Origin of the sequence: Vibrio sp. SALL6, assembly GCF_002002385.1 — a bacterium.
In the GTDB taxonomy this organism is placed as follows: Bacteria; Pseudomonadota; Gammaproteobacteria; order Enterobacterales; family Vibrionaceae; genus Vibrio; species Vibrio parahaemolyticus.
Genome location: NZ_MQVK01000023.1, coordinates 370,624 through 392,671 on the forward strand (window position 1 = coordinate 370,624; position 22,048 = coordinate 392,671).

Consider the following 22,048-nt stretch of genomic DNA (forward strand, 5'->3'; position numbering starts at 1 on the left):
GATACCATTCTAGAAAAATACGCCCTCAAAAGGATAAATAATGAAAGTAATCAGCTTTAACATCAATGGACTACGTGCTCGACTGCACCAACTCCAAGCGCTAATCGATAAACACCAGCCTGACGTTATTGGTCTTCAAGAGATTAAAGTGCATGATGAAGCGTTCCCGATTGAAGATGTCGAAGCCATGGGTTACAAAGTGTATTTTCATGGCCAGAAGGCGCATTACGGCGTAGCGATGCTTTGTAAGCAAGAGCCAATCCGCGTACAAAAAGGTTTTCCAACGGATAACGAAGAACACCAAAAGCGCATGATCATGGCGACGTTTGAAAACGAAAATGGTGAAAAAGTAACGGTGCTTAATGGCTACTTCCCTCAAGGGGACAACATTAACCACGAAACGAAATTCCCATACAAGCGCCAGTTCTACAAAGATCTAATGACGTATCTAAACGATCATCACAGCAACGATGAACAGTTGATTGTTATGGGTGATATCAACATCAGCCCTATCGATTCAGATATCGGTATCGGAGAACCAAACCGTAAGCGTTGGTTGAAAACGGGTAAATGCTCTTTCCAACCAGAAGAACGTGAATGGCTACAAACGTTGTTAAATTGGGGCTTTGAAGATACCTTCCGTAAGCTTTACCCAGAAGTGAACGATCGCTTCTCGTGGTTTGACTACCGCTCTCGCGGCTTTGATGACAACCGAGGTCTACGAATTGATGTGATTTTGGCGACCCCTTCTCTCGCGCAAAAATGTATTGAATCGGGTATCGATTATGAATTACGCGGTATTGAGAAGCCTTCAGACCATGCGCCAATCTGGTCGACATTCAAGTAATACTTTACAAAGCAATAGCCGTGACTCAACGCTAAGGTAAATCTAGTAAAAAGGGAGACTCAGTCTCCCTTTTTCATGCACGTTATTTTCTACTCAGCTAGTTCAGCGGCCAAACCGTTTGACCATCAATACTTACTGGCGTTTGAGCGAATTCGTTCAGACAGTAGCCAGTATTGCTACTTGCAAAGTAAGTGAGAGGCATCGGCGTCAGATTCAACGCAACAACTTGTTGCTTCGCTTTTTCTGAGAACGAGAATCCCCACATGTCGAGATAGTTAGTCATATCTCGCTGAGCCACGTAACTTAGGGCAATGAGCAACCAGTCATTGTTTGAGATGCTGTTCGCTTCATCTTTGGTATACATCGAGAAGCCAATGCTTGATTGTTTCGCATTCCACAGTGCCTCATCTGCTTTCAAACGATTAAACTCACGCTCAATAAGATGAAGTCGCGCCAGTAAATGCCAACCATTTTTAAGCACACCTTCGTGCTGAGTTGCCATCATCATTTGAATGTAAACGCGAGCACCCCAGCTCCAACCCGTTTGGTTTTGCTCCGCCATATAAGCATTTGGATCGCTTTGTGTTCGACTGGTTTGCAACAGTTCAAACTGACCTTTGAAATCCAAGCTTTGGCAGGTTGATTCCTTACCCGTATTTTGGAAGAAACGAGACTTGCTGTAGTAGGAGTAGTAGTTGGTCGTCGAATGCCCTTCCCAACCAGCGAATCGGAATCGTCCTTTCTCTAAACCGTGGCCTAGCTCATGCAAATCACCGTGACCTAAAGGACTGAAGGCCCAATAAGCATCGTACGGGTTACCAGAGCAGCCATAGCCACAAGTGGCTTGGTCAGCATTCATGTGCTTAACCATATCAATATTGGCAATTTCCCAGCCTTGGTTTTGAGCGTATTGAATAATTTCAGGTACTTCGTCTATACCCGGCCCTTGGAAACCAGCCAGAACATGCGGGTAGTTATGAACATATTCTTCCGTTGCAAGCGCCATTTCCGCAGGGGTAGACCACATTTCATCGTTGACCGACTCTAACATCTTGTCACGCTTTGAGTGCACTTCAAACCCAGGGGTGATCAGCTCGGCCCAATCAAACAAATTGGCTTCTAGCTGCTGAATAAAGGTGTCGTTGTCCTTCTCACTTCTCCATACAGGATGCTGTGCCACATGGTTAAATCTCAGTTCAACCGGAATATCATTTTTCTCAAAGTGAACCTGTACTGGGCCGCCATAAGGAGAAGTCAGCGTGATGGTTTCACCCGCTTTAACTTCGTAAGCAAATGAAGTCAGCAGTTTAGGTCGAGTATAACCGTCTTTACTGAACTCATGAGTCGCTCCACTTCTTAAGCTATTGATGACAATTTTTGTGGTCACATCATTGTTGTCTTTACGCGTTACCGTGAAAGTCTCACCTGGCAGCGCATACACTCCTGCCGAACGGAAGTTGCGTTTAGACTCCATATTCACCGTAGTATCAATTCTCTTTACATCGGCCCCAAATTCACTGCGGCTGAAGTTTCCCATATTTGGTTGTTTTGGGTTGATGCGACGACTGTTGTATTGAACGTAGTCCGCGAAGTACGATTTCAAAAATTCAGTCGTCCCCGTAGACTGCTTATCCATTGGAAAAGAGGCCGTTTGACGATAATGATCCGCCAATAACACCATCAGCTTTTCGTATTGATAACCATCTTGTTCAAACAACGAGATTTTTTGCTCATCAAGTGATTTCAGCCATTGGCGAATGCTGTTGGCAGCGTCGTAAAACTGACTGTCCATGTTCGCTGCTTCTGGGCATGATTTATCATCACATTGGGAAAAATCAACATTGAAGTTTTGAGTTTCGAAACGGGATAACAACGCTTGTTGCGTGATGACAGAATCTGGCACAAAGTTCATCAGTGATGAAGGTGCCCAATCGACCAAACCTAACTTACGCCAATAGTTGTCCCCCACGTAGTCAACATGGAATTTTGCCAAAATGTCTCGGCCAAGATCGGTCAGCCCACCGTCCCAATGCAGATACAAAACCGGAATTTTAGCTTGCTCGGCATAAGCCAGCGCATCTAATACCTGTTGATTGGTATCTCCTGACAGCAAATGTTGTGACAGAATCAACAGGTTTGGCTTATCGGCTTTCAAGCAGCTAAGTAGTTTTGAACCGTCGCACAGGTTAGCTTCATTAAATGTCAGGTCTGGTGAAATATTGTTATTTAACCAACTGCGCGTCGCTTGCTCATCAGGAAAGTAATAAGACTGATCCATTTGCGCGATGACGACGTTTGAAGTAGCTCCACCTGACAACCAAGTAACGAGGTTTTTTAACCATTGAGTCATTGCCGCATTAGAAGAATCAGGAAAACGTTGTGCGGTTCGAAATGGGTTACTGCCTAAAACAGCATAACGCTGGCCATTAGTTTGCTCACCAGCAATACCAATCGACAACGCTTGGTCTTTGTAGCCACTCGCCATCGCTTTATTGGTCATCAAGATGGTGTCGTTGAATCCATAGGTAGGAGCAAAAATCGCGGCATCATGCGTCGGATCCCAGTAAAGACCCGAAAGATTTTTTGCTATCGCAGATTTGATCGCATTCGACTGTTTCTTGTGCGCCTCAACAACTTGACGGCTTTCACGAATGAAGTCATTTGGGTCAGAAACTAACAGGGCATTGCCCGTTTCTAGCGCTTGTTGAACAGGAACTGGAGTTGGTGTGACTTGACTGTTTGATTGTGACTTGCTCTCTCCACCACCGCATCCGGTGGCAACAGCGGCAAGACCCAACGATATAATTGTTTTTTTCATATTTCACTTATTAAACAAGGGTTTTGCCGAAGTGTAATGTAAGCGAACAAGGGAGCGAAATAGTCTTGTTGATAAATAAGAAAAGTATGAATGAAGGTATCAAAAATAGAATGGTACCCGTAGGTACCATTACTTAAATACATGATTTAGCTCAGAGGACGCAGGTACGCTAAGAAACGTTTTTCCGCGCGTTTAAAGCACCAAAGAATGATAAACGTAAGCGACATATAGAAAAGTCCAGCCGTCAAGAACGACTCAAATGGTGCGTAATAACGAGAGTTAACTAAGCGCGCTGCACCAGTTAAGTCCACGATGGTTACGATCCCTGCAACCGCACTGCCGTGAAGCATGAAAATCACTTCATTAGAATAAGCAGGTAGTGCTCGGCGCAACGCACTTGGCAAGATGATGCGTTTGTAAGTCATAAATTTACTCATGCCATACGCTTTTGCGGCTTCCACTTCGCCTTTCGGCAGACCGTTAATCGCACCACGAATGATCTCTGCCGTATACGCTGATGTGTTTAGTACAAACGCAACCAGAGCACAAAACCACGCGTGTTCCCATAAGGTATCTTTCACTGGGAAAAACTGATCCATGCCATAGTAAATCAGATACAACTGAACAAGCAGTGGCGTTCCTCGGAAAAAGTAAATGAATCCCCAAGAAGGAAGGCTCAAAGCGTAGTTGGTACTGTTTCTTGCAATGGCGAGTGGAACGGAGACGCACAAGCCAATCACCAATGAAATGCCCACCAGCCAAACGGTCGTCCAAAGCCCTTGAAAGTAAACAGGGAAGCTTTCAATAATCAACGAAAAATCCATTACTTACCTCGCATGAATACTGAATTTGCGTTCAACGAGTTTTAACAACCCCGTCGAAATACTGGTGAAGAAAAGGAAAATCAGTGCAACGGCCATGTAGAACGTGAACGGCATTTTTGTTGTACCAGCCGCCAGAGAGCTCATTCTCACCATATCTTCAAGCCCGATGATGGAGACAAGCGCGGTGGTTTTTAACAATACCAGCCAGTTGTTACCAAATCCCGGTAGTGCATGGCGAATCATCTGAGGAAGAAGGATTCTTCTGAACGACAACACTGGGCTCATGCCATAAGCTTTTGCTGCTTCCAACTCACCTTTATCGACGGCCATGATCGCACCACGGAAAGTTTCCGCCATGTAAGCTCCAAAGATAAAACCAATTGTCAGCACACCGGCAATAAACGGGCTCACATCAATGTAGTCAGGTAAGTAAGAAGTCCACTCATGATTTGGGTCGCTAGATGCAAACCATTCATTGAGCGTTTCGTTGATGGAATAGAGGCTATTGTTTAAAAGTATTTGCCCACCAAAGAAAATCAACATCATCAGAACTAAGTCTGGAATGCCGCGAATAATGGTGGTGTAAAGTGTGGCAATTGCTCTTGCCCATTTGTAGGGTGCGAGCTTAGCAAGCGCGCCAAGCATTCCCAATATCACCGCAAGCAGTAGTGACAGAACTGCTACTTCGATGGTTACCAAAGCCCCTTTAAAAATGGAGGCTTCATATCCTTGTAAATCCAGCATAGGTGAGTTCCTAATCCCTAAACTCAAAAAATCGACCGTTGACTACTTCTAGGAACAAGCCAACGGCCGCTTAATTACCGCTTATTCGCCGTAAACATCGTAGTTAAAGTACTTGCCAGCAATTTCTTGGTAAATACCTTTATCACGCAGTGACAAGATTGCCGCATCAAGTTTCTTCGTTAGATCTTTATCTTGTTTACGTACAGCGATACCGAAACCTTCACCGAACCATTTCGCATCAGTCAAAGATGGGCCAACAAATTCGTACGCATCACCACCAGCCTTGTTCAATACACCTTCCTCTAGAGCAGATGCATCGCCCAAAACTGCAGCAACACGGCCGTTCGCAAGGTCTAGGTACGCTTCGTCAAAAGAGCCGTAACGTACAATTTCAACTTTGTCACCGTAGTTATCAGTTAGATATTTATCGTGAGTGGTCGCACGTTGAACTGCGATTTTTTGACCATCTAGATTAGCAAAGTCTAGGTTTGCACCTTTCTTAGCAATGAACTTATTTGGGATCAGTGCGTATTTGCCCGTGAAATCCACTTTCTTCTTACGTTCTTCGGTAATCGACATTGCCGCGATGATCGCATCGTATTTACGAGCCAATAGAGAAGGAATAATGCCATCCCAATCTTGTGCAACGATCTGACACTTCACTTGCATTTCTTCACACAGCGCATTGGCCATATCAACATCAAAGCCTTTTAGAGAACCATCGGTTTCTGTCCAGCTAAATGGAGGGTATGCGCCTTCAATGCCAAAGCGAACTGTTTTCCATTCTTTCGCTTGAGCAACACCAGACACTGCCGTTGCAGCAAGAGTTGCTGCCAATAACCACTTTTTCATTTCCATACTCCTGTGATTGCTATTTTATTTGGTTTTGTTCGTTGTGCTTACTTAGGAGGCAAAACTCTGCCGCCTAATGAATATTAGTAGATAGATGAGATAAACTGCTGTAATCGTTGCGAATCCGGGTTAGTAAATAGCTTAGCTGGATCTCCCTGTTCTTCCACTAAGCCTTGATGCAAGAACATCACATGATTTGAGACGTCACGAGCAAACGCCATTTCGTGCGTCACCACCAACATGGTTCGCCCTTCATCTGCCAAATCTCTCATTACCCCTAGCACTTCCCCAACAAGCTCAGGGTCAAGCGCAGAGGTAGGCTCGTCAAACAGCATAACTTCTGGATCTACGGCAAGGGCACGAGCAATCGCAGCACGCTGTTGCTGACCACCAGATAAATGACCTGGGTAATAATCTTTACGCTCGTAAAGGCCGACTTTTTTCAGTAACAACTCTGCATTTTCAATTGCTTGAGCTTTCGGCACTCCAAGAACGTGGACAGGTGCTTCGATAACGTTTTCAAGAACGGTAAGATGAGACCAAAGGTTAAACCCCTGAAAAACCATAGCTAAACGCGAACGAATACGCTGAACTTGTTTTTCGTTGGCAGGTACAGATTCACCCGCGCGGTTGTTTTTCATTTGAATAAGCTCGCCGTTTACCCAAATTTCACCAGCGGTCGGTGTTTCTAGTAAGTTAATACATCTAAGAAAAGTACTCTTGCCAGAACCGGAAGAGCCAATGATGGAGATAACATCCCCTTTGTGAGCGGCAAGTGAAATGCCTTTCAGGACTTCATTCTGTCCAAATGTTTTGTGCAGGTCTTTTATATCTAGCGCTGGTACATCATTCATGCGCTCTACTCCCTGTGTTTTTGTCACTGCAATTAAGGGACTCCGCCCTCTCTATTTCGGAACAAATTAGCACCACCCCCAGGAAGTTGCAACAAATTATTAACCTAAATAAATCGAATAGATAGATACGATAGACAAATGAATATGCAATATATAGCAACATATTCTTTTATTCGTGAATATAGGCCACAAAAAAGCCCCTCAAGTGAGGGGCTAAATAAATTTACAAAAGTGTTAATTGCTTCTCTCTAACATCAGCGTCTTAGTTTGAGCAATGCGATTCATCGTATCTCTAACTTGTTTCTCATTCATTACGATACCGAGTACATCTTTTGTCGTATCAGCGCCATCACCATTGGCAAAAGCAGTGAGAAAATCAGCAGCTTTAACGTCTGCTTTTTCATCGGTAAACACATAGCTCTGAGTAATTAACGAGTTATTGGAGATAACTAAATCACTTCGAGCACCAGAAGGAACACTAGAGTAATCTAAGTCAGGAACGACGATACTTCCTTCGATCAACGAGTAAACTGAATGGCGAACAACGTATGGCGTTGCACCAACCATCGTACCTTGCTGATAGCTCACGCGTTGTAACCCGTTTTCTTGGCCTAAACCAATACTGTCAGTTAGATCAACAACACTGTTTGATACACCTGGCTTCGTGTTCTGGGTATCCGTTACTGAAAATAGAGAGCGGTCATCAACAACAATGCTCCAGTTTTCAGAAACTTTGTCTGTGTATGCAGCTGTCCATCCAGGCGTTGCAATCGTGCCTTCTACACTGAATGTCCAAACATCGCCTTTCAATGCATCAGGGTGATAAAACGCACTTGTCTTTGGCACTTCAGCTAAACGATAAGAAAAGTTTTTGTAGATTGTATCAATATCTATCTTAGAAAAATTGATACCCGACGTACTGACCATAGGCATCGAAGGTGTTCCTGCAAAGACCATGCGTCCATCCGTCCAGTCTTCAAAACCATATTGGTACAAGGAAGAGCGTGAAGCAGTGCGGTATTGAGCTACCATCGTTTTTTCGGTACTAACCGCTGGTAAACTTTCACCCTTGGTAAAGCGCGATTCGTTCGCCGTTACAGTTTCTAGCTGGGAATCAAAGTAGAACGTCGAATATGGATTGCCTGAAGCATCTTCCGCAGTCTTGTAGTCCAAGTTCGTCTTATTGACTTTTGAATCGTTATTTCCCGTCAGACAGCTCGTATTACTTACGTTCGCATCTGCAGATAGGTATACGTTTCTCAAAGAGGACTCAGATTCCAAAAGATCTTTTGAAAAGGTAATCGCGTTAATAATAGTGCCATTCACCTCTTGAACAGTAACACTACCGCCATCTGGAATCGTTTGCAGAATAATCGTCAATTTGTCATTGCTTGCTGTTACCAAATCACCAACGCGGTTACCCGATGCATCAGAGTAATAAGCTGTTAACTGAGTGTCTAAAACACCACCCAACTTATGGTAATTCAATACTTGCTCAATGTTGTTTGACTCAAAGCGATCGTAAATCGTACAAGTACCGTTACTTGAAAGCGCTTGTGTCTTTGGCGCAACAAAAGTGAAGTTAAATGCAGTTTGAGGTGTACCGCCGCCACCGCCGCCACCGCCACCGCCGCCACAACCGACCATTAAACCTGAGATAATTGCCACAAGTGGCAGTACTTTAAGCTGTTTCATGTCTTCTTCCTAAACTGAGCGGCAATGATTAGCCAAAAAATCGTCGTTGCTCGGTACAAAGCAAGAATAAAGCCAGCTTTATATAAACATCGTGAATATTGATCATTTAAGGGTGCCCCATGCGATGCAGGGCAATAAACTCTAATTTTATGCAACTTGTGTAATGAAATTACACACTAAATAACCATCTCATTCGCATACCAGACACTTTCTGTAGTTTTATTTCACATCTATTCTTAAAGTGATCTAAATCAATCACCCTAAATGGCTATCTTGCTAGACTCCAGCCAAAAGATGAGGAATTTTTTGTGCCTCAACACAACAAGTTATTAGCTATGCTTAGGCACGACGTCGACGTGTAACAAATCTAATAATAGCTAGCATAGGACGTGCCGCAGGATGCGGAATAACACACTTGAATGAATAATTCATAACTTTTAAATATATGAGGAATCTATGTCAGACGCAGTTAACAAAGCGCACTCTGATTCAGATATCGAGACCAAAAGCTACCGTGAGCTTCATCGTCCATCATCTGAGTTCGCGAGCCGTTCAGACTACCTAGACCACGAACTACAAATCATGAAGCCGCGTCGTTTCGGCTTAAACTTGCCAGGTCGTGACTTCCGCTTTGAGCTTGAAGACCTTGTTCCAGCACTTGCTGGTACTATCGGCATTATCGCAATGTACTCTGCGGTAATGATGTCTTGGGCTGAAGGCCTTACTGCAGCATGGGACCACGTTAACTTAGGCAAAGATTTTGCCATTGAAGTTGCGCGTGTAGAAATGCTAATCCCTGCACTACTTTTCTGTGTGCTTGCTTCTGGCTTTATCAACCCGAAAGCCAACTTGGCAGGTAACCACGGTCCAATGATTCCTCTTATTGGTACCATCGCTCTCGCTGGTGCTCACCCTCTTGCATTGGCAATTCTTATTGGTGTATTCGGTCTTCTACTTAGCTTCTTGAAAGGCGGTTCTAAACTGGTGAACCTCACCTCAGAGGGTACAGCTGGTGGCTTGCTCATTTTCTTGGGCTTGACGGGGACCATGAGCCAAATCAACTCGATTCAAGAATGGGCAGTTGGCCTACAATCTTCAACTGTTGAAGCTGGCAGCATGGGTTACGTGGGTCTGATCGTGCTTGCAGTGACTATCGCACTATACGCTTTCCTTGCAAAAGTGAACAAACGTTGGCTTGCGATTCCAGTGTGTGCTTTCACAGGCCTTATTATCGCTCTAGTGCTAGGTGCTGGTTTTGACATCAAATTCGTCACTGAAACTGGTCTACCGAATCTAAACCCTGTTTACTGGTGGGGCAGCACTGAAGAAGGTTGGATGCTCGGTCTTCCTAATATGGAACACTTCATCGCGTCACTGCCTTTTGCAATCCTAGCAGTAGCAATGTGGTCTCCTGACTTCTTAGGTCATCGTATTTTCCAAGAACTTAACTACCCTAAAAAGACTGAAAAAGTACTAATGGACGTTGATGACACAATGACTATGTGTTCTATCCGTCAGATGGTAGGTACAGCGGTAGGTGGTGGTAACATCACTTCATCTTGGGGGACTTACATGATCCCAGCAGCGATTGCAAAACGTCCAATTCCTGGCGGTGCTATCCTTCTTGGTCTTCTGGTGATGATCATCGCGATCCTTGGCTTCCCAATGGACATCGCAGTATGGCCACCAGTAATGCGTGTCGCTCTTCTTGTAGGTGTATCTCTACCTCTACTTGAAGCAGGTATGCAAATGGTGAAAGACTCTAAAGACTCTCAAGCAGCGGGTATCTGTATTTTCGGTTCTGCCGTCGTTAACCCTGTACTAGCATGGGCATTAACAATGCTACTTGATAACAACGGTCTAATTGGTGACAAAGAGCGTGCAGCTCGCCTGTCATTCGTAGACAAGATTGTGATCCCAGTAGGTGTACTTGTTATCTGTTTGGTCGCTATGCTTGCAGTTGGTATGCTAGAAGGCCAGTATGGCATCAAAGCTTGGCTGTAAGGTTAATTGTTCAAAAAACGTGTGGGTAGCGCTTGTCGCTACCCCATTTTTATCGAGATTTTTGAGGATTTATTGATTTAGTTTAAGGTTTGCAAAAAAATTTTAGTTTAACCTCTAGTTGTCTCTTAAAAAGAGTGTCATTAAAGATAGTGACAATATTTATAGTTTTGTGACCCAATTTTTTAAATTTAAGACTATAAATATTGTTATTCAAAAGAGTGTACTGTTCCCCCTCAGATTTTGGGGATAGCTGGCTCAACGGCGAAGCAGTACGTAATTTTTTTCTACTAAAAAGGTAGGTATGTCATGGCAGAGCAATTTGCTAAAGCTTGGGAAGGTTTTGTTGCAGGTGACTGGCAAAACGAAGTAAACGTTCGTGATTTCATTCAAAAGAACTACACTCCGTACGAAGGCGACGAATCTTTCCTAGTTTCTGAAGGTACTGAAGCAACTAACAAGCTTTGGGCTAAGGTAATGGAAGGTATCAAGCAAGAGAACTCAACTCACGCTCCTGTTGATTTCGATACTTCTATCATCTCTACCATCACTGCTCACGATGCAGGCTACATCGAGAAAGATCTTGAGACTATCGTTGGTCTTCAAACTGACGCTCCTCTAAAACGCGCTATCATCCCTAACGGTGGTATCCGCATGGTTGAAGGTTCGTGCAAAGCATACGACCGCGAACTAGACCCACAAGTTAAAAAAATCTTTACAGAATACCGTAAAACTCACAACGCTGGTGTTTTCGACATCTACACTCCAGAAATCCTAGCTTGTCGTAAATCTGGTGTTCTAACTGGTCTTCCAGATGCTTACGGTCGTGGCCGTATCATCGGTGACTACCGCCGTGTTGCTCTATACGGTATCGACTTCCTAATGAAGGACAAACTGGCTCAATTCAAATCTCTGCAAGAGCGTTTTGAGAACGGTGAAGATCTTCAAATGACTATGCAGCTTCGCGAAGAGATCGCTGAACAACACCGTGCACTTGGCCAAATGAAAGTTATGGCTGCGAAATACGGTTGTGACATCTCTCGCCCTGCTGAAACTGCACAAGAAGCTATCCAATGGACTTACTTCGGCTACCTAGCAGCTGTTAAGTCTCAAAACGGTGCTGCAATGTCTCTAGGTCGTACTTCTACGTTCCTAGACGTGTTCATCGAGCGTGATATCGCTGCTGGTAAGCTTACTGAAGAACAAGCTCAGGAAATGATCGACCACTTCGTAATGAAACTACGTATGGTTCGTTTCCTACGTACTCCTGAGTACGATGACCTATTCTCTGGCGACCCAATCTGGGCAACTGAGTCTATGGGTGGTATGGGTCTTGACGGTCGTACGCTAGTTACTCGTACTAACTTCCGTTTCCTAAACTCACTATACACAATGGGTCCTTCTCCAGAGCCAAACATCACTGTACTTTGGTCTGAGCAACTACCTGAAGGCTTCAAGAAGTTCTGTGCGAAAGTATCTATCGACACTTCTTCAATCCAGTACGAAAACGACGACCTAATGCGTCCAGACATGAACTCTGACGACTACGCAATCGCATGTTGTGTATCTCCAATGGTTGTTGGTAAGCAAATGCAGTTCTTCGGCGCTCGTGCTAACCTTGCGAAAACTATGCTTTACACTATCAACGGTGGTGTGGATGAGAAGCTAAAAATCCAAGTTGGTCCGAAAATGCCTAAGATCGAAGGCGACGTACTAAGCTATGACGAGTTGTGGGAAAAAATGGACCACTTCATGGATTGGCTAGCGAAGCAGTACGTGACTGCACTAAACGCAATCCACTTCATGCACGACAAGTACAGCTACGAAGCTGCACTAATGGCTCTGCACGACCGTGACGTTAAACGTACTATGGCTTGTGGTATTGCTGGTCTATCTGTTGCTGCTGACTCTCTGTCTGCAATTAAATACGCAACTGTTAAACCTATCCGTGATGAAGACGGTCTAGCAATCGACTTCGAAATCGAAGGCGATTACCCTAAATTTGGTAACAACGACCCACGCGTTGATGACATCGCATGTGAACTTGTTTCTGTATTTATGGGCAAAATCCGTAAGCTTAAGACTTACCGTGATGCAATCCCTACTCAGTCAATTCTTACTATCACTTCAAACGTGGTATACGGTAAGAAAACTGGTAACACACCTGACGGTCGTCGTGCTGGTGCTCCATTTGCTCCAGGTGCAAACCCAATGCACGGTCGCGATGAGAAAGGTGCTGTAGCATCACTAACTTCAGTTGCTAAACTGCCGTTTGCTGACGCACAAGATGGTATCTCTTACACATTCTCTATCGTACCTAACGCACTAGGTAAAGATGAGGGTTCACAACGCGCTAACCTTGCTGGTCTGATGGATGGTTACTTCCACCACGAAGCTGGTATCGAAGGTGGTCAACACCTAAACGTGAACGTTCTTAACCGCGAAACTCTAGAAGACGCAGTTAAGCACCCAGAGAAATACCCTCAGCTAACAATTCGTGTATCTGGTTACGCTGTTCGCTTCAACTCTCTAACTGCAGAGCAACAAGCTGACGTAATCGCACGTACATTCACTGAGTCTCTATAAGACTATAGCGAGATAACGTTTTAGTGATACAACAAAGGCTGATGCTGCAAAGCATCAGCCTTTTTTTGTTTCTTGAACTAAAGTTGTGACATTACGGAAGATTTTGATTGAATTCTTACGTATGATGCAAAAAAAGTTAGTAAATGCAGTATATGAAACTCAGTAAATTAATTTTCCTTACCCTTTTATCGCCAGTTGCTCTGGCATCCACCAAATCCACAGTATCCTTTACTCTTGATAACGATGGCATTTTTGGTGTCGACCAAGATTACACCAACGGTATATTCTTCTCTTACGCAACCGAGAAACTAAAAAAAGAAAGCGAATGGAAATGGTTCAGCTTAGAAAATGCAGACCAATCCAATGTCGATAAGATCGAGGTAGTACTTGGCCACAAGATGTGGACTCCAAGTGATATTGAAGCAGACTACCCTCTTGCCAATGACCGTCCATACGCTGGTTACCTACACACTGAAATCAACTACCTATCTCTAACCGCCGATCAAGCCGTTCGCTATAACTTCACCATTGGTGCGACAGGTGAAAGTTCTCTATCAGAAAAAGCGCAGGAAATTGTTCACGGCATCACTGGTTCAACCGATCCTCAAGGCTGGGATTACCAAATCGACGATGAAATTGCCTTTAGCGTTGGTTACCGAGCTTTCAATAAACTCATGCGCAGTGAGGGCCAGAAGACGCAATGGGAAATCACTAATGTGAATGACATTAACGCAGGCAACTTCCGCAGCGATGTATCACAAGGAGTCATGTTCCGCTGGGGCACGAATCTAGCCAATAGTATTGGCGCGGCAAACATCAGTGTAGAAAGCCCTTTCTCTGCCAGTATGCTTGCGAAAAATACCTCTAGTTGGTTTGTCTTTACAGGATTTGAAGGTCGATACCGTTTCAACGATATCACCATTGAAGGCGATCGCTCAGGTATTCCAGGCTCATCAGAACCTTATGATGTGACTCTAGAAAACTGGCAAGCAAGTGCCGTTGCAGGTGCAACTTGGTATAACCAGAATTACGGCGCGAGCCTAACCTTTACGGTGAAAACACCTGATTACGAAGAATCACAAACTGACGTTTACGGTACTGGTTCTTTCTCAGTCTTTGCTTTCTTTTAAATAGTATTTATCTCTCAGGCCAATGAACGCGTCATTGGCCGTTTTCTTTGGTCACATTACGCTGCCTTAGCCACCCACAAGGCTGTTTTAACCCTGCTTTTTGTAATAAAATAACAGCAAGAATTTATTAGTAATGAGAGCAAAAGATGTCAACAACTGGTCGTATTCACTCATTTGAATCATGCGGTACCGTAGACGGACCTGGTATTCGTTTTATCGTCTTCTTGCAAGGTTGTTTAATGCGCTGTAAGTATTGCCATAACCGCGATACTTGGGACACGCATGATGGTAAAGAAGTTACTGTTGAAGAAATCATTGCCGAAGCGAAAAGCTACCGTCATTTCATGAATGCATCAGGTGGTGGTATCACTTGTTCTGGTGGCGAAGCCATGCTTCAACCAGAATTTGTTCGCGACTTTTTCCGTGCGGCTCACGCAGAAGGCATCCACACATGTCTAGATACCAATGGCTACATTCGTAAACACACAGAAGTGATCGACGAAGTATTGGACGCGACTGATTTGGTGATGCTAGATATCAAACATATGAAAGATGAAATTCACCAAGACTTTATCGGTGTGTCGAATCGACGTACGTTAGACTTTGCTCGTTACTTGCACAAAATTGGTCAAAAAACATGGATTCGCTACGTAGTTGTGCCGGGTTACACCGATGATCCAGAGGCGGCGCACATGCTGGGTGAATTCATTAAAGATATGGACAACATCGAGAAAGTTGAACTGCTCCCATATCACAAACTCGGTGCACATAAATGGGAAGCTCTTGGTTTAGAGTACCCTCTTGAAGGCGTGAATCCTCCTTCAAAAGAGACAATGGATGAAATTCAATCCATCTTGTCTCAGTACCACTCTAACGTGAAATACTAAGCAAATAAGAAACTTAACGTTCTAGAAATGCCAGCATTTAGCTGGCATTTTTGTATGTAACACTGCCAAATTCATTATATAAATCACCAAGGCGTGTAAAATAGCGCCCAAACAAAAGGATTAACGTAAAAGTAACAAACGCATTGTAGGAAAAGAGTTCATGGACTGGTTTAACGTAGGCTCACTCATCATCGTCACTTGGGTTGTCGTTGCTTTTTGCATACCCGATTGGAGAAAAGTAGTTTGGCCTAAACTTGAACAAGAGAAAGCATTTCAACATATCGTGTTTGCCTCTTTCTTCCTCATTACGGTTCTTTGGTCTGCTCAAGCAGGAGTAAAAGAAGGGTTACAAATACACTTTCTCGCGTTGACGACACTTACCATGATGTACGGTTGGAGAATGGCTTTTTTGCTCAGCATTCCTGCGATGATCGCCTACCACTGGATACACGATATTTCGTTTATCTTGCTCCCGAGCTCTCTTGTGCTATCGGCGCTCGTTCCAATATTAATCAGCTACTTAGTCTTTTTGCTTAGTTACCATTATTTACCCCGCAACATCTTTGTGTTTATTTTTGTCGCTGGCTTTTTTAATGGCGCACTCACAGGCAGTTTACACTTAGTATTTAACTCGTTTTATCATTTGTTGGTTGGCCACTACGATTGGGAAACCATTCAACACAACTACTTTATTTTTGTCCCATTGCTTGCGTTCCCCGAAGGGTTACTTAACGGGATGTCACTGGCAGTATTAACCGTCTTCAAGCCAGAGTGGTTAAGAGTGTTTTCGGACCGAGATTACATATACAACCACTATCACAAAAAGTAGATATTCTTCTTATATCGTGTATCACGCCGTGGCTGAATTCGACAATTCTTGCCATTTTTTCATATTAAATATGTGTTGAGATCATGTTTCACCCTTGTCTGAAGCGTTAACCTAAGCACATTAAAAATGTATTAGATTATTTAGTGAGGTCACCATGGAAATGTCAAACGCTCAACGTTTGATCCTATCAAACCAATACAACCTAATGTCTCAGCTTGATCCGAATAATGCGGCTAAATACAAACGCCTACAGACGATCGTTGAACGCGGCTATGAGCTTCAAATGCGCGAACTGAACAAAGATTTCGGTTGCCTTTCAGAAGCAGAATGCCGTGAAATCATCGACATTATGGAGATGTATCACGCGATGCAAGAATCTAACAATATGTTAGATGCGGAAGAGCGTAGCAAAGTAGACCAACGTCGCTTACAGTTCTTAGGTTTCGATATCGCAACAGAAGCGCAGCAAGTGCATTACGTCCGCTTCCTTGTTGATTCTGAAGGTCTTTACCCACAATTCGACAAGGCAGATCACCACTTTAACAGCCAAATGCCAATGCTAGATAAATACCGCCGCATGCTGCAAACTTGGCGTAACTGCCCTCGTCAATATCACTTGTGTGAAAACGAGCTTGCACAAATTTTTAGTGCGTAAGATAGCAAGTCTTTGATTAGGAGAGCATTCGCTCTCCTTTTTTATTTTCCTGTCACAACTTCCATTCTTCACTACCGTATCCTTCTGCTTATCTTGTGCAATGTGGAATAACGAATCACTGAAATTCTGTATTTTTCACCAAATATTTGATTTATCTCCGCCCTATTCGCAACATAAATTCATCCTCATCTAAAGAGTGATTCAAATGTCACTTTTACAATAAATTCATAATTGTTAAGCAAAATTGCAAATCCCCGACTAGGCTTAAGTAGAGAAAGGCTGTGACTGAAAAGTACACATCCACTGCTCACCGTTGTGATGAAAAAACTGTCCATAAAGCAAAGTCTTTGGTGTTACTGGTCATACATTTCGTACAAACCAAATGAGATAACAGGACGTCGACATTCAGGCAACTAAGAGCACAGCAAAACGTGGAACAGCCTGCACCAACGTTCGTCGGTAGACTGACTATTAAAGGGGAAAGCGACATGAGTATTTTCGACCACTATCAATCCAGATATGAAGCTGCAAAAGATGAAGAGATGTCGTTACAGGAGTTTCTAGCCCTGTGTAAGGATGACAAAAGTGCTTATGCTAATGCAGCAGAACGCCTACTGATGGCAATCGGCGAGCCAGAGATAATAGATACAGCTAAAGACCCTCGTTTGAGCCGCATCTTCTCCAACCGCGTTATCTCTCGCTATGAAACATTCAAAGACTTCTATGGTATGGAAGATGCGATTGAACAAATTGTTTCTTACCTAAAACATGCGGCACAAGGATTAGAAGAACGCAAACAGATCCTCTATCTATTGGGCCCTGTTGGTGGCGGTAAGTCCTCACTTGCTGAAAAATTAAAATCGCTTATGGAAGCGATGCCTATTTATGTATTGAGTGCTAATGGCGAACGCAGCCCAGTGAACGACCACCCATTCTGTTTGTTCAAAGCGACCGAAGATGGCGAGATTCTGAAAACGGACTACGGTATTGAGCAGCGCTACCTTCGCTCAATCATGTCGCCTTGGGCAGCAAAACGCCTTCACGAATTTGGCGGCGACATCACCAAGTTTAAAGTGATGAAAGTTCGTCCATCTATCCTTGACCAAATCGGTATTGCGAAAACCGAACCTGGTGATGAGAACAACCAAGATATTTCATCACTCGTCGGTAAAGTGGATATCCGTAAACTCGAACACTACTCTCAAGACGACCCAGATGCGTACAGCTACTCTGGCGCGCTGTGTAAAGCAAACCAAGGCTTGATGGAATTCGTCGAGATGTTCAAAGCGCCAATTAAAGTATTGCACCCATTACTAACCGCAACACAGGAAGGCAACTTTAACGGGACGGAAGGCCTTTCTGCAATTCCGTTTGACGGCATGATTTTGGCTCACTCTAACGAATCTGAGTGGCAAACCTTTCGCAACAACAAAAACAACGAAGCCTTCCTAGACCGTGTATACATCGTTAAAGTACCCTACTGTTTACGCGTATCGGAAGAAGTTAAAATCTATCAAAAACTGCTTGAAAACAGTGAATTGTCTCAAGCCCCTTGCTCACCAAGCACATTAGAAACATTGGCGCAGTTCAGCATTCTTTCTCGTCTGAAAGAGCCTGAAAACTCGTCTATCTTCTCGAAAATGCGCGTGTACGACGGCGAGACGCTAAAAGACACCGATCCTAAAGCGAAAAGCTACCAAGAATATCGAGATTACGCAGGCGTCGATGAAGGTATGAACGGCCTATCTACACGTTTTGCGTTTAAGATTTTGTCTCGCGTGTTCAACTTTGACCAAACCGAAGTGGCAGCAAACCCAGTTCACTTGTTCTATGTGATTGAACAACAAGTAGAACGCGAACAATTCCCTTCAGAAACCGCAGAAAAATATCTTGAGTTTTTGAAAGGGTACCTCGTTCCTCGTTACGTTGAGTTTATCGGTAAAGAGATTCAAACCGCATACCTAGAATCTTACTCTGAGTACGGCCAAAACATCTTCGACCGTTATGTTACCTACGCTGACTTCTGGATTCAGGACCAAGAATACCGTGATCCAGAAACGGGACAGCTATTTGACCGCGCATCTCTCAATGCGGAACTAGAGAAAATTGAGAAAACCGCTGGTATCTCCAACCCGAAAGATTTCCGAAATGAAATCGTCAACTTTGTGCTTCGTGCGAAAGCCAATAACAATGGTCAAAACCCAGTTTGGACCAGCTACGAAAAACTGCGCACGGTAATCGAGAAGAAAATGTTCTCCAATACCGAAGAGCTTCTTCCGGTTATCTCGTTTAATGCGAAAACCTCTTCTGAAGATCAGAAGAAACACGACGACTTTGTCGCTCGCATGATGGAAAAAGGCTATACCGAGAAACAGGTTCGCCTACTTTCTGAGTGGTACCTACGAGTACGTAAGTCATCCTAACCCAGTGTTGAGTTAGGTCGCTTGTGAAACATGAAGAGGGCTATTTCATGGCGCAATTTATAGACCGCAGGCTCAATGGCAAGAACAAGAGCGCTGTTAACAGGCAGCGCTTCTTGAAACGCCATAAAGAGCAGATCAAAGAGTCGGTAGCTGACGCAGTGAATCGACGCTCGATCACGAATACAGAAACGGGCGAAGACGTCTCAATACCGCACAAAGACATTAACGAGCCAATTTTCCATCAAGGGAAAGGTGGCGTGCGTGAACGCGTGCACCCTGGTAACGATCAGTTTATTACGGGTGATAAAATCGAGCGTCCAAAAGGTGGAGGTCAAGGCAGTGGCTCTGGTGAAGGTAATGCGAGTCCAGATGGCGAAGGCCAAGATGAATTTGTGTTCCAAATTTCAAAAGACGAATACCTGGATATTCTGTTTGAAGACTTAGAGCTACCGAATCTAGAAAAAAATCAAATCGCTAAAATTACGGAATGGAAAACTCACCGAGCAGGTTTCCAAACCGCGGGGATCCCTTCCAACATTTCCGTTATTCGTTCATTGCAGCAGTCATTAGCTCGTCGAACCGCCATGACTGCAGGCAAAAAGCGACTTCTTAAAGAACTCGAAGACGAGTTGACTCGCATCAAAAATATTGAGCCAGCACAACAACTTGAAGAAAATCGTCTGAAAAAAGAAATCGAAGAACTGCGCAAGAAAATTGAAAATGTGCCGTTCATCGATACTTTCGATTTACGTTTTAAAAACTACGAAAAACGACCAGTCCCTTCTAGCCAAGCCGTGATGTTTTGTTTGATGGACGTATCTGGTTCTATGGATCAAGCGACCAAAGACATCGCGAAACGCTTCTATGTGCTGTTGTATCTGTTCTTAACTCGCACCTATGAAAACGTAGACGTTGTGTTTATTCGCCACCACACGCAAGCCAAAGAAGTCGATGAACACGAATTTTTCTACTCGCAAGAAACCGGTGGCACCATCGTATCTAGCGCTTTGAAATTAATGGATGAAATCGTCAAAGAGCGTTACCCGGTTGGTCAGTGGAACATCTACGCAGCCCAAGCGTCCGATGGGGATAACTGGGCGGATGACTCACCACGATGCCGAGATTTACTTGTGAATAAGTTGCTGCCAAATTGTCAGTACTATTCTTATATAGAAATCACGCGTCGCTCACATCAAACCTTATGGCACGAGTATGAGAAGCTCACCGACGAGTTTCCAAACTTCGCTATGAAGAATATTCGCTCTGTGGAGGATATCTTCCCAGTCTTCCGAGAACTATTCCAAAAAGAAACGGCGTAAGGAGGCTAGCGATGACTACCGCAACAAAAAACCTCTCTGGAGAGGTGCCTAAAAAGCGCAACAGCAAGTTGCTACCTGACGGACCGGATTGGACATTCGAACTGCTTGAACGCTATCACAAGGAAATAAAACGTGTCGCGGAGCACTATCGTTTGGACACCTATCCAAATCAGATCGAAGTGATCACGTCTGAGCAGATGATGGATGCGTACTCAAGTATCGGTATGCCTATCAACTACAACCATTGGTCATTTGGTAAAAAGTTCATTCAAACAGAACAGAACTACAAACATGGTCAGATGGGCCTTGCGTACGAGATTGTGATTAACTCCGACCCTTGTATTGCGTATTTGATGGAAGAGAACACAGTCACCATGCAAGCGCTTGTCATCGCGCACGCGTGCTACGGCCACAACTCTTTCTTCAAGGGGAATTATCTGTTCCAAACGTGGACGGACGCCAGTTCTATCATCGACTACTTACTCTTTGCTAAAAAGTACCTTGCCGAATGTGAGGAGCGCTATGGCGTTCAAGAGGTTGAAAAGCTTCTCGACTCCTGCCATGCGTTAATGAACTTTGGTGTCGACCGCTACAAACGACCAGAGAAAATCTCGATTACCGAAGAGAAGGCCCGCCAAGAGGAGCGCGAGGCTTATCTGCAATCTCAAGTCAATGAACTGTGGCGAACCGTACCAAGAGCCAAAACTAAAGAAGAAGACATTAAAGAGCGCTTCCCTAGTGAACCTCAAGAAAACCTACTCTACTTCTTTGAGAAACATGCGCCGCTCTTGGAACCATGGCAACGCGAGGTTGTTCGAATCGTACGAAAAATCAGCCAGTACTTTTATCCACAAAAGCAAACTCAGGTTATGAATGAGGGATGGGCAACGTTCTGGCACTACACGATTCTAAACCACTTGTATGATGAAGGTATTGTGTCCGAAAAGTTCATTCTTGAATTTTTGCATAGCCACACAAGTGTGGTTGCTCAACCACCCTACAACAGTCCTTACTTTAGCGGTATCAACCCTTATGCTCTCGGCTTTGCGATGTTCCGCGATATAAAGCGTATTTGTGAAGAGCCAACTGACGAGGATAAAGAGTGGTTCCCGGACCTAGCAGGAACAGATTGGTTAGATGCCTTGCATTTTGCTATGCATAATTTCAAAGATGAAAGCTTTATCAGCCAATATTTGTCTCCGAAATTGATGCGTGATTTCAAACTGTTCGCCATCAACGATGATGACAGGAAGAACTTTATTGAAGTTTCCGCCATACATGATGAAATGGGCTATAAGCGCATTCGAGAAACTCTGGCGGCGCAGTACAACCTATCAAACTTAGAGCCTAACATTCAGGTGTTTAACGTGGATGTTCGTGGTGACCGTTCACTCACGTTGCAGTACGTCCCTCATAACCGCATTCCACTCGATGAAAGTTATGATGAGGTATTGAAACACGTCTATCGCCTATGGGGCTTTGACGTAATCTTAGAAGAAGTTAAAGACACGGGACACAGAGAAACATTAGCTACTTGTCCAAAACGAAATCAGTACGATTCAAACATTTAGTAAAAAATATACT

General features: G+C 44.0%; 16 protein-coding genes. 10 read left to right on the top strand and 6 right to left on the bottom strand.

Translation table 11 applies throughout. From position 1 onward, the window contains the following. Positions 1 to 40 precede the first annotated feature (40 nt). Positions 41 to 847, top strand: a complete 807-nt coding sequence (gene xthA, locus BIW15_RS16385) for an exodeoxyribonuclease III (RefSeq protein ID WP_025569878.1) — start codon at positions 41 to 43, stop codon at positions 845 to 847. Between the two features lie 97 nt (positions 848 to 944). Here xthA and BIW15_RS16390 read toward each other — a convergent pair whose 3' ends face one another. The 6 genes from BIW15_RS16390 to BIW15_RS16415 all read right to left on the bottom strand — a co-directional run bounded on the left by BIW15_RS16390 (position 945) and on the right by BIW15_RS16415 (position 8,634). Continuing rightward, positions 945 to 3,665, bottom strand: coding sequence for an ImpA family metalloprotease (locus BIW15_RS16390; protein WP_077281301.1), 2,721 nt, complete (start codon positions 3,663 to 3,665; stop codon positions 945 to 947). 146 nt (positions 3,666 to 3,811) lie between these two features. Then, the gene (locus tag BIW15_RS16395) at positions 3,812 to 4,489 is read right to left on the bottom strand and encodes an ABC transporter permease (protein WP_005456275.1); all 678 of its coding nucleotides are present in this window, start codon (positions 4,487 to 4,489) and stop codon (positions 3,812 to 3,814) included. Positions 4,490 to 4,492: 3 nt separating this feature from the next. Further along, on the bottom strand, positions 4,493 to 5,233 hold the full coding sequence (locus BIW15_RS16400) for an ABC transporter permease (RefSeq protein WP_005456256.1): 741 nt from the start codon (positions 5,231 to 5,233) through the stop codon (positions 4,493 to 4,495). Positions 5,234 to 5,314: 81 nt separating this feature from the next. Beyond that, positions 5,315 to 6,085 (bottom strand): ABC transporter substrate-binding protein, encoded by a 771-nt coding sequence (locus tag BIW15_RS16405; RefSeq protein ID WP_005456273.1) that lies wholly within the window; start codon positions 6,083 to 6,085, stop codon positions 5,315 to 5,317. An 83-nt stretch (positions 6,086 to 6,168) separates the two neighbouring features. After that, positions 6,169 to 6,939 (bottom strand): ABC transporter ATP-binding protein, encoded by a 771-nt coding sequence (locus BIW15_RS16410; RefSeq protein ID WP_005456207.1) that lies wholly within the window; start codon positions 6,937 to 6,939, stop codon positions 6,169 to 6,171. A 234-nt stretch (positions 6,940 to 7,173) separates the two neighbouring features. After that, positions 7,174 to 8,634, bottom strand: coding sequence for a flagellar sheath protein A (locus BIW15_RS16415; protein ID WP_005481901.1), 1,461 nt, complete (start codon positions 8,632 to 8,634; stop codon positions 7,174 to 7,176). A 456-nt stretch (positions 8,635 to 9,090) separates the two neighbouring features. Here BIW15_RS16415 and BIW15_RS16420 point away from each other — a divergent pair, with 456 nt between their 5' ends. The 9 genes from BIW15_RS16420 (at position 9,091) to BIW15_RS16460 (ending at position 22,035) form a co-directional block, all read left to right on the top strand. Next, positions 9,091 to 10,638, top strand: a complete 1,548-nt coding sequence (locus BIW15_RS16420; RefSeq protein ID WP_005456280.1) for a DUF3360 family protein — start codon at positions 9,091 to 9,093, stop codon at positions 10,636 to 10,638. A 306-nt stretch (positions 10,639 to 10,944) separates the two neighbouring features. Further along, complete coding sequence (pflB, locus tag BIW15_RS16425) at positions 10,945 to 13,221, top strand: formate C-acetyltransferase (protein WP_005456189.1); 2,277 nt, start codon at positions 10,945 to 10,947, stop codon at positions 13,219 to 13,221. A gap of 152 nt (positions 13,222 to 13,373) precedes the next feature. Further along, the gene (locus tag BIW15_RS16430; RefSeq protein WP_005481800.1) at positions 13,374 to 14,351 is read left to right on the top strand and encodes a lipid A deacylase LpxR family protein; all 978 of its coding nucleotides are present in this window, start codon (positions 13,374 to 13,376) and stop codon (positions 14,349 to 14,351) included. Positions 14,352 to 14,497: 146 nt separating this feature from the next. Then, the gene (gene pflA / locus BIW15_RS16435; RefSeq protein ID WP_005456250.1) at positions 14,498 to 15,238 is read left to right on the top strand and encodes a pyruvate formate lyase 1-activating protein; all 741 of its coding nucleotides are present in this window, start codon (positions 14,498 to 14,500) and stop codon (positions 15,236 to 15,238) included. 160 nt (positions 15,239 to 15,398) lie between these two features. Further along, positions 15,399 to 16,067 carry an energy-coupling factor ABC transporter permease gene (locus tag BIW15_RS16440; protein WP_017448256.1) on the top strand — a complete coding sequence of 223 codons (669 nt, stop codon included), beginning with the start codon at positions 15,399 to 15,401 and terminating at the stop codon, positions 16,065 to 16,067. Between the two features lie 154 nt (positions 16,068 to 16,221). After that, positions 16,222 to 16,722 (top strand): YfbU family protein, encoded by a 501-nt coding sequence (locus BIW15_RS16445; protein ID WP_005456271.1) that lies wholly within the window; start codon positions 16,222 to 16,224, stop codon positions 16,720 to 16,722. Between the two features lie 488 nt (positions 16,723 to 17,210). Next, the gene (locus BIW15_RS16450; RefSeq protein WP_005456210.1) at positions 17,211 to 19,145 is read left to right on the top strand and encodes a PrkA family serine protein kinase; all 1,935 of its coding nucleotides are present in this window, start codon (positions 17,211 to 17,213) and stop codon (positions 19,143 to 19,145) included. A 47-nt stretch (positions 19,146 to 19,192) separates the two neighbouring features. Next, on the top strand, positions 19,193 to 20,464 hold the full coding sequence (locus BIW15_RS16455) for a YeaH/YhbH family protein (protein WP_005481863.1): 1,272 nt from the start codon (positions 19,193 to 19,195) through the stop codon (positions 20,462 to 20,464). 11 nt (positions 20,465 to 20,475) lie between these two features. Then, positions 20,476 to 22,035: a SpoVR family protein gene (locus BIW15_RS16460; RefSeq protein WP_020904026.1), complete on the top strand. Its 1,560-nt coding sequence runs from the start codon at positions 20,476 to 20,478 to the stop codon at positions 22,033 to 22,035. Positions 22,036 to 22,048 lie beyond the last annotated feature (13 nt).

What these genes read in the sequence shown, in the direction of transcription:
- xthA (WP_025569878.1), top strand. Translation starts at nt 41, where the DNA reads ATGAAAGTAATCAGCTTTAACATCAATGGACTACGTGCTCGACTGCAC.
- BIW15_RS16390 (WP_077281301.1), bottom strand. Translation starts at nt 3,665, where the DNA reads ATGAAAAAAACAATTATATCGTTGGGTCTTGCCGCTGTTGCCACCGGA.
- BIW15_RS16395 (WP_005456275.1), bottom strand. Translation starts at nt 4,489, where the DNA reads ATGGATTTTTCGTTGATTATTGAAAGCTTCCCTGTTTACTTTCAAGGG.
- BIW15_RS16400 (WP_005456256.1), bottom strand. Translation starts at nt 5,233, where the DNA reads ATGCTGGATTTACAAGGATATGAAGCCTCCATTTTTAAAGGGGCTTTG.
- BIW15_RS16405 (WP_005456273.1), bottom strand. Translation starts at nt 6,085, where the DNA reads ATGAAAAAGTGGTTATTGGCAGCAACTCTTGCTGCAACGGCAGTGTCT.
- BIW15_RS16410 (WP_005456207.1), bottom strand. Translation starts at nt 6,939, where the DNA reads ATGAATGATGTACCAGCGCTAGATATAAAAGACCTGCACAAAACATTT.
- BIW15_RS16415 (WP_005481901.1), bottom strand. Translation starts at nt 8,634, where the DNA reads ATGAAACAGCTTAAAGTACTGCCACTTGTGGCAATTATCTCAGGTTTA.
- BIW15_RS16420 (WP_005456280.1), top strand. Translation starts at nt 9,091, where the DNA reads ATGTCAGACGCAGTTAACAAAGCGCACTCTGATTCAGATATCGAGACC.
- pflB (WP_005456189.1), top strand. Translation starts at nt 10,945, where the DNA reads ATGGCAGAGCAATTTGCTAAAGCTTGGGAAGGTTTTGTTGCAGGTGAC.
- BIW15_RS16430 (WP_005481800.1), top strand. Translation starts at nt 13,374, where the DNA reads ATGAAACTCAGTAAATTAATTTTCCTTACCCTTTTATCGCCAGTTGCT.
- pflA (WP_005456250.1), top strand. Translation starts at nt 14,498, where the DNA reads ATGTCAACAACTGGTCGTATTCACTCATTTGAATCATGCGGTACCGTA.
- BIW15_RS16440 (WP_017448256.1), top strand. Translation starts at nt 15,399, where the DNA reads ATGGACTGGTTTAACGTAGGCTCACTCATCATCGTCACTTGGGTTGTC.
- BIW15_RS16445 (WP_005456271.1), top strand. Translation starts at nt 16,222, where the DNA reads ATGGAAATGTCAAACGCTCAACGTTTGATCCTATCAAACCAATACAAC.
- BIW15_RS16450 (WP_005456210.1), top strand. Translation starts at nt 17,211, where the DNA reads ATGAGTATTTTCGACCACTATCAATCCAGATATGAAGCTGCAAAAGAT.
- BIW15_RS16455 (WP_005481863.1), top strand. Translation starts at nt 19,193, where the DNA reads ATGGCGCAATTTATAGACCGCAGGCTCAATGGCAAGAACAAGAGCGCT.
- BIW15_RS16460 (WP_020904026.1), top strand. Translation starts at nt 20,476, where the DNA reads ATGACTACCGCAACAAAAAACCTCTCTGGAGAGGTGCCTAAAAAGCGC.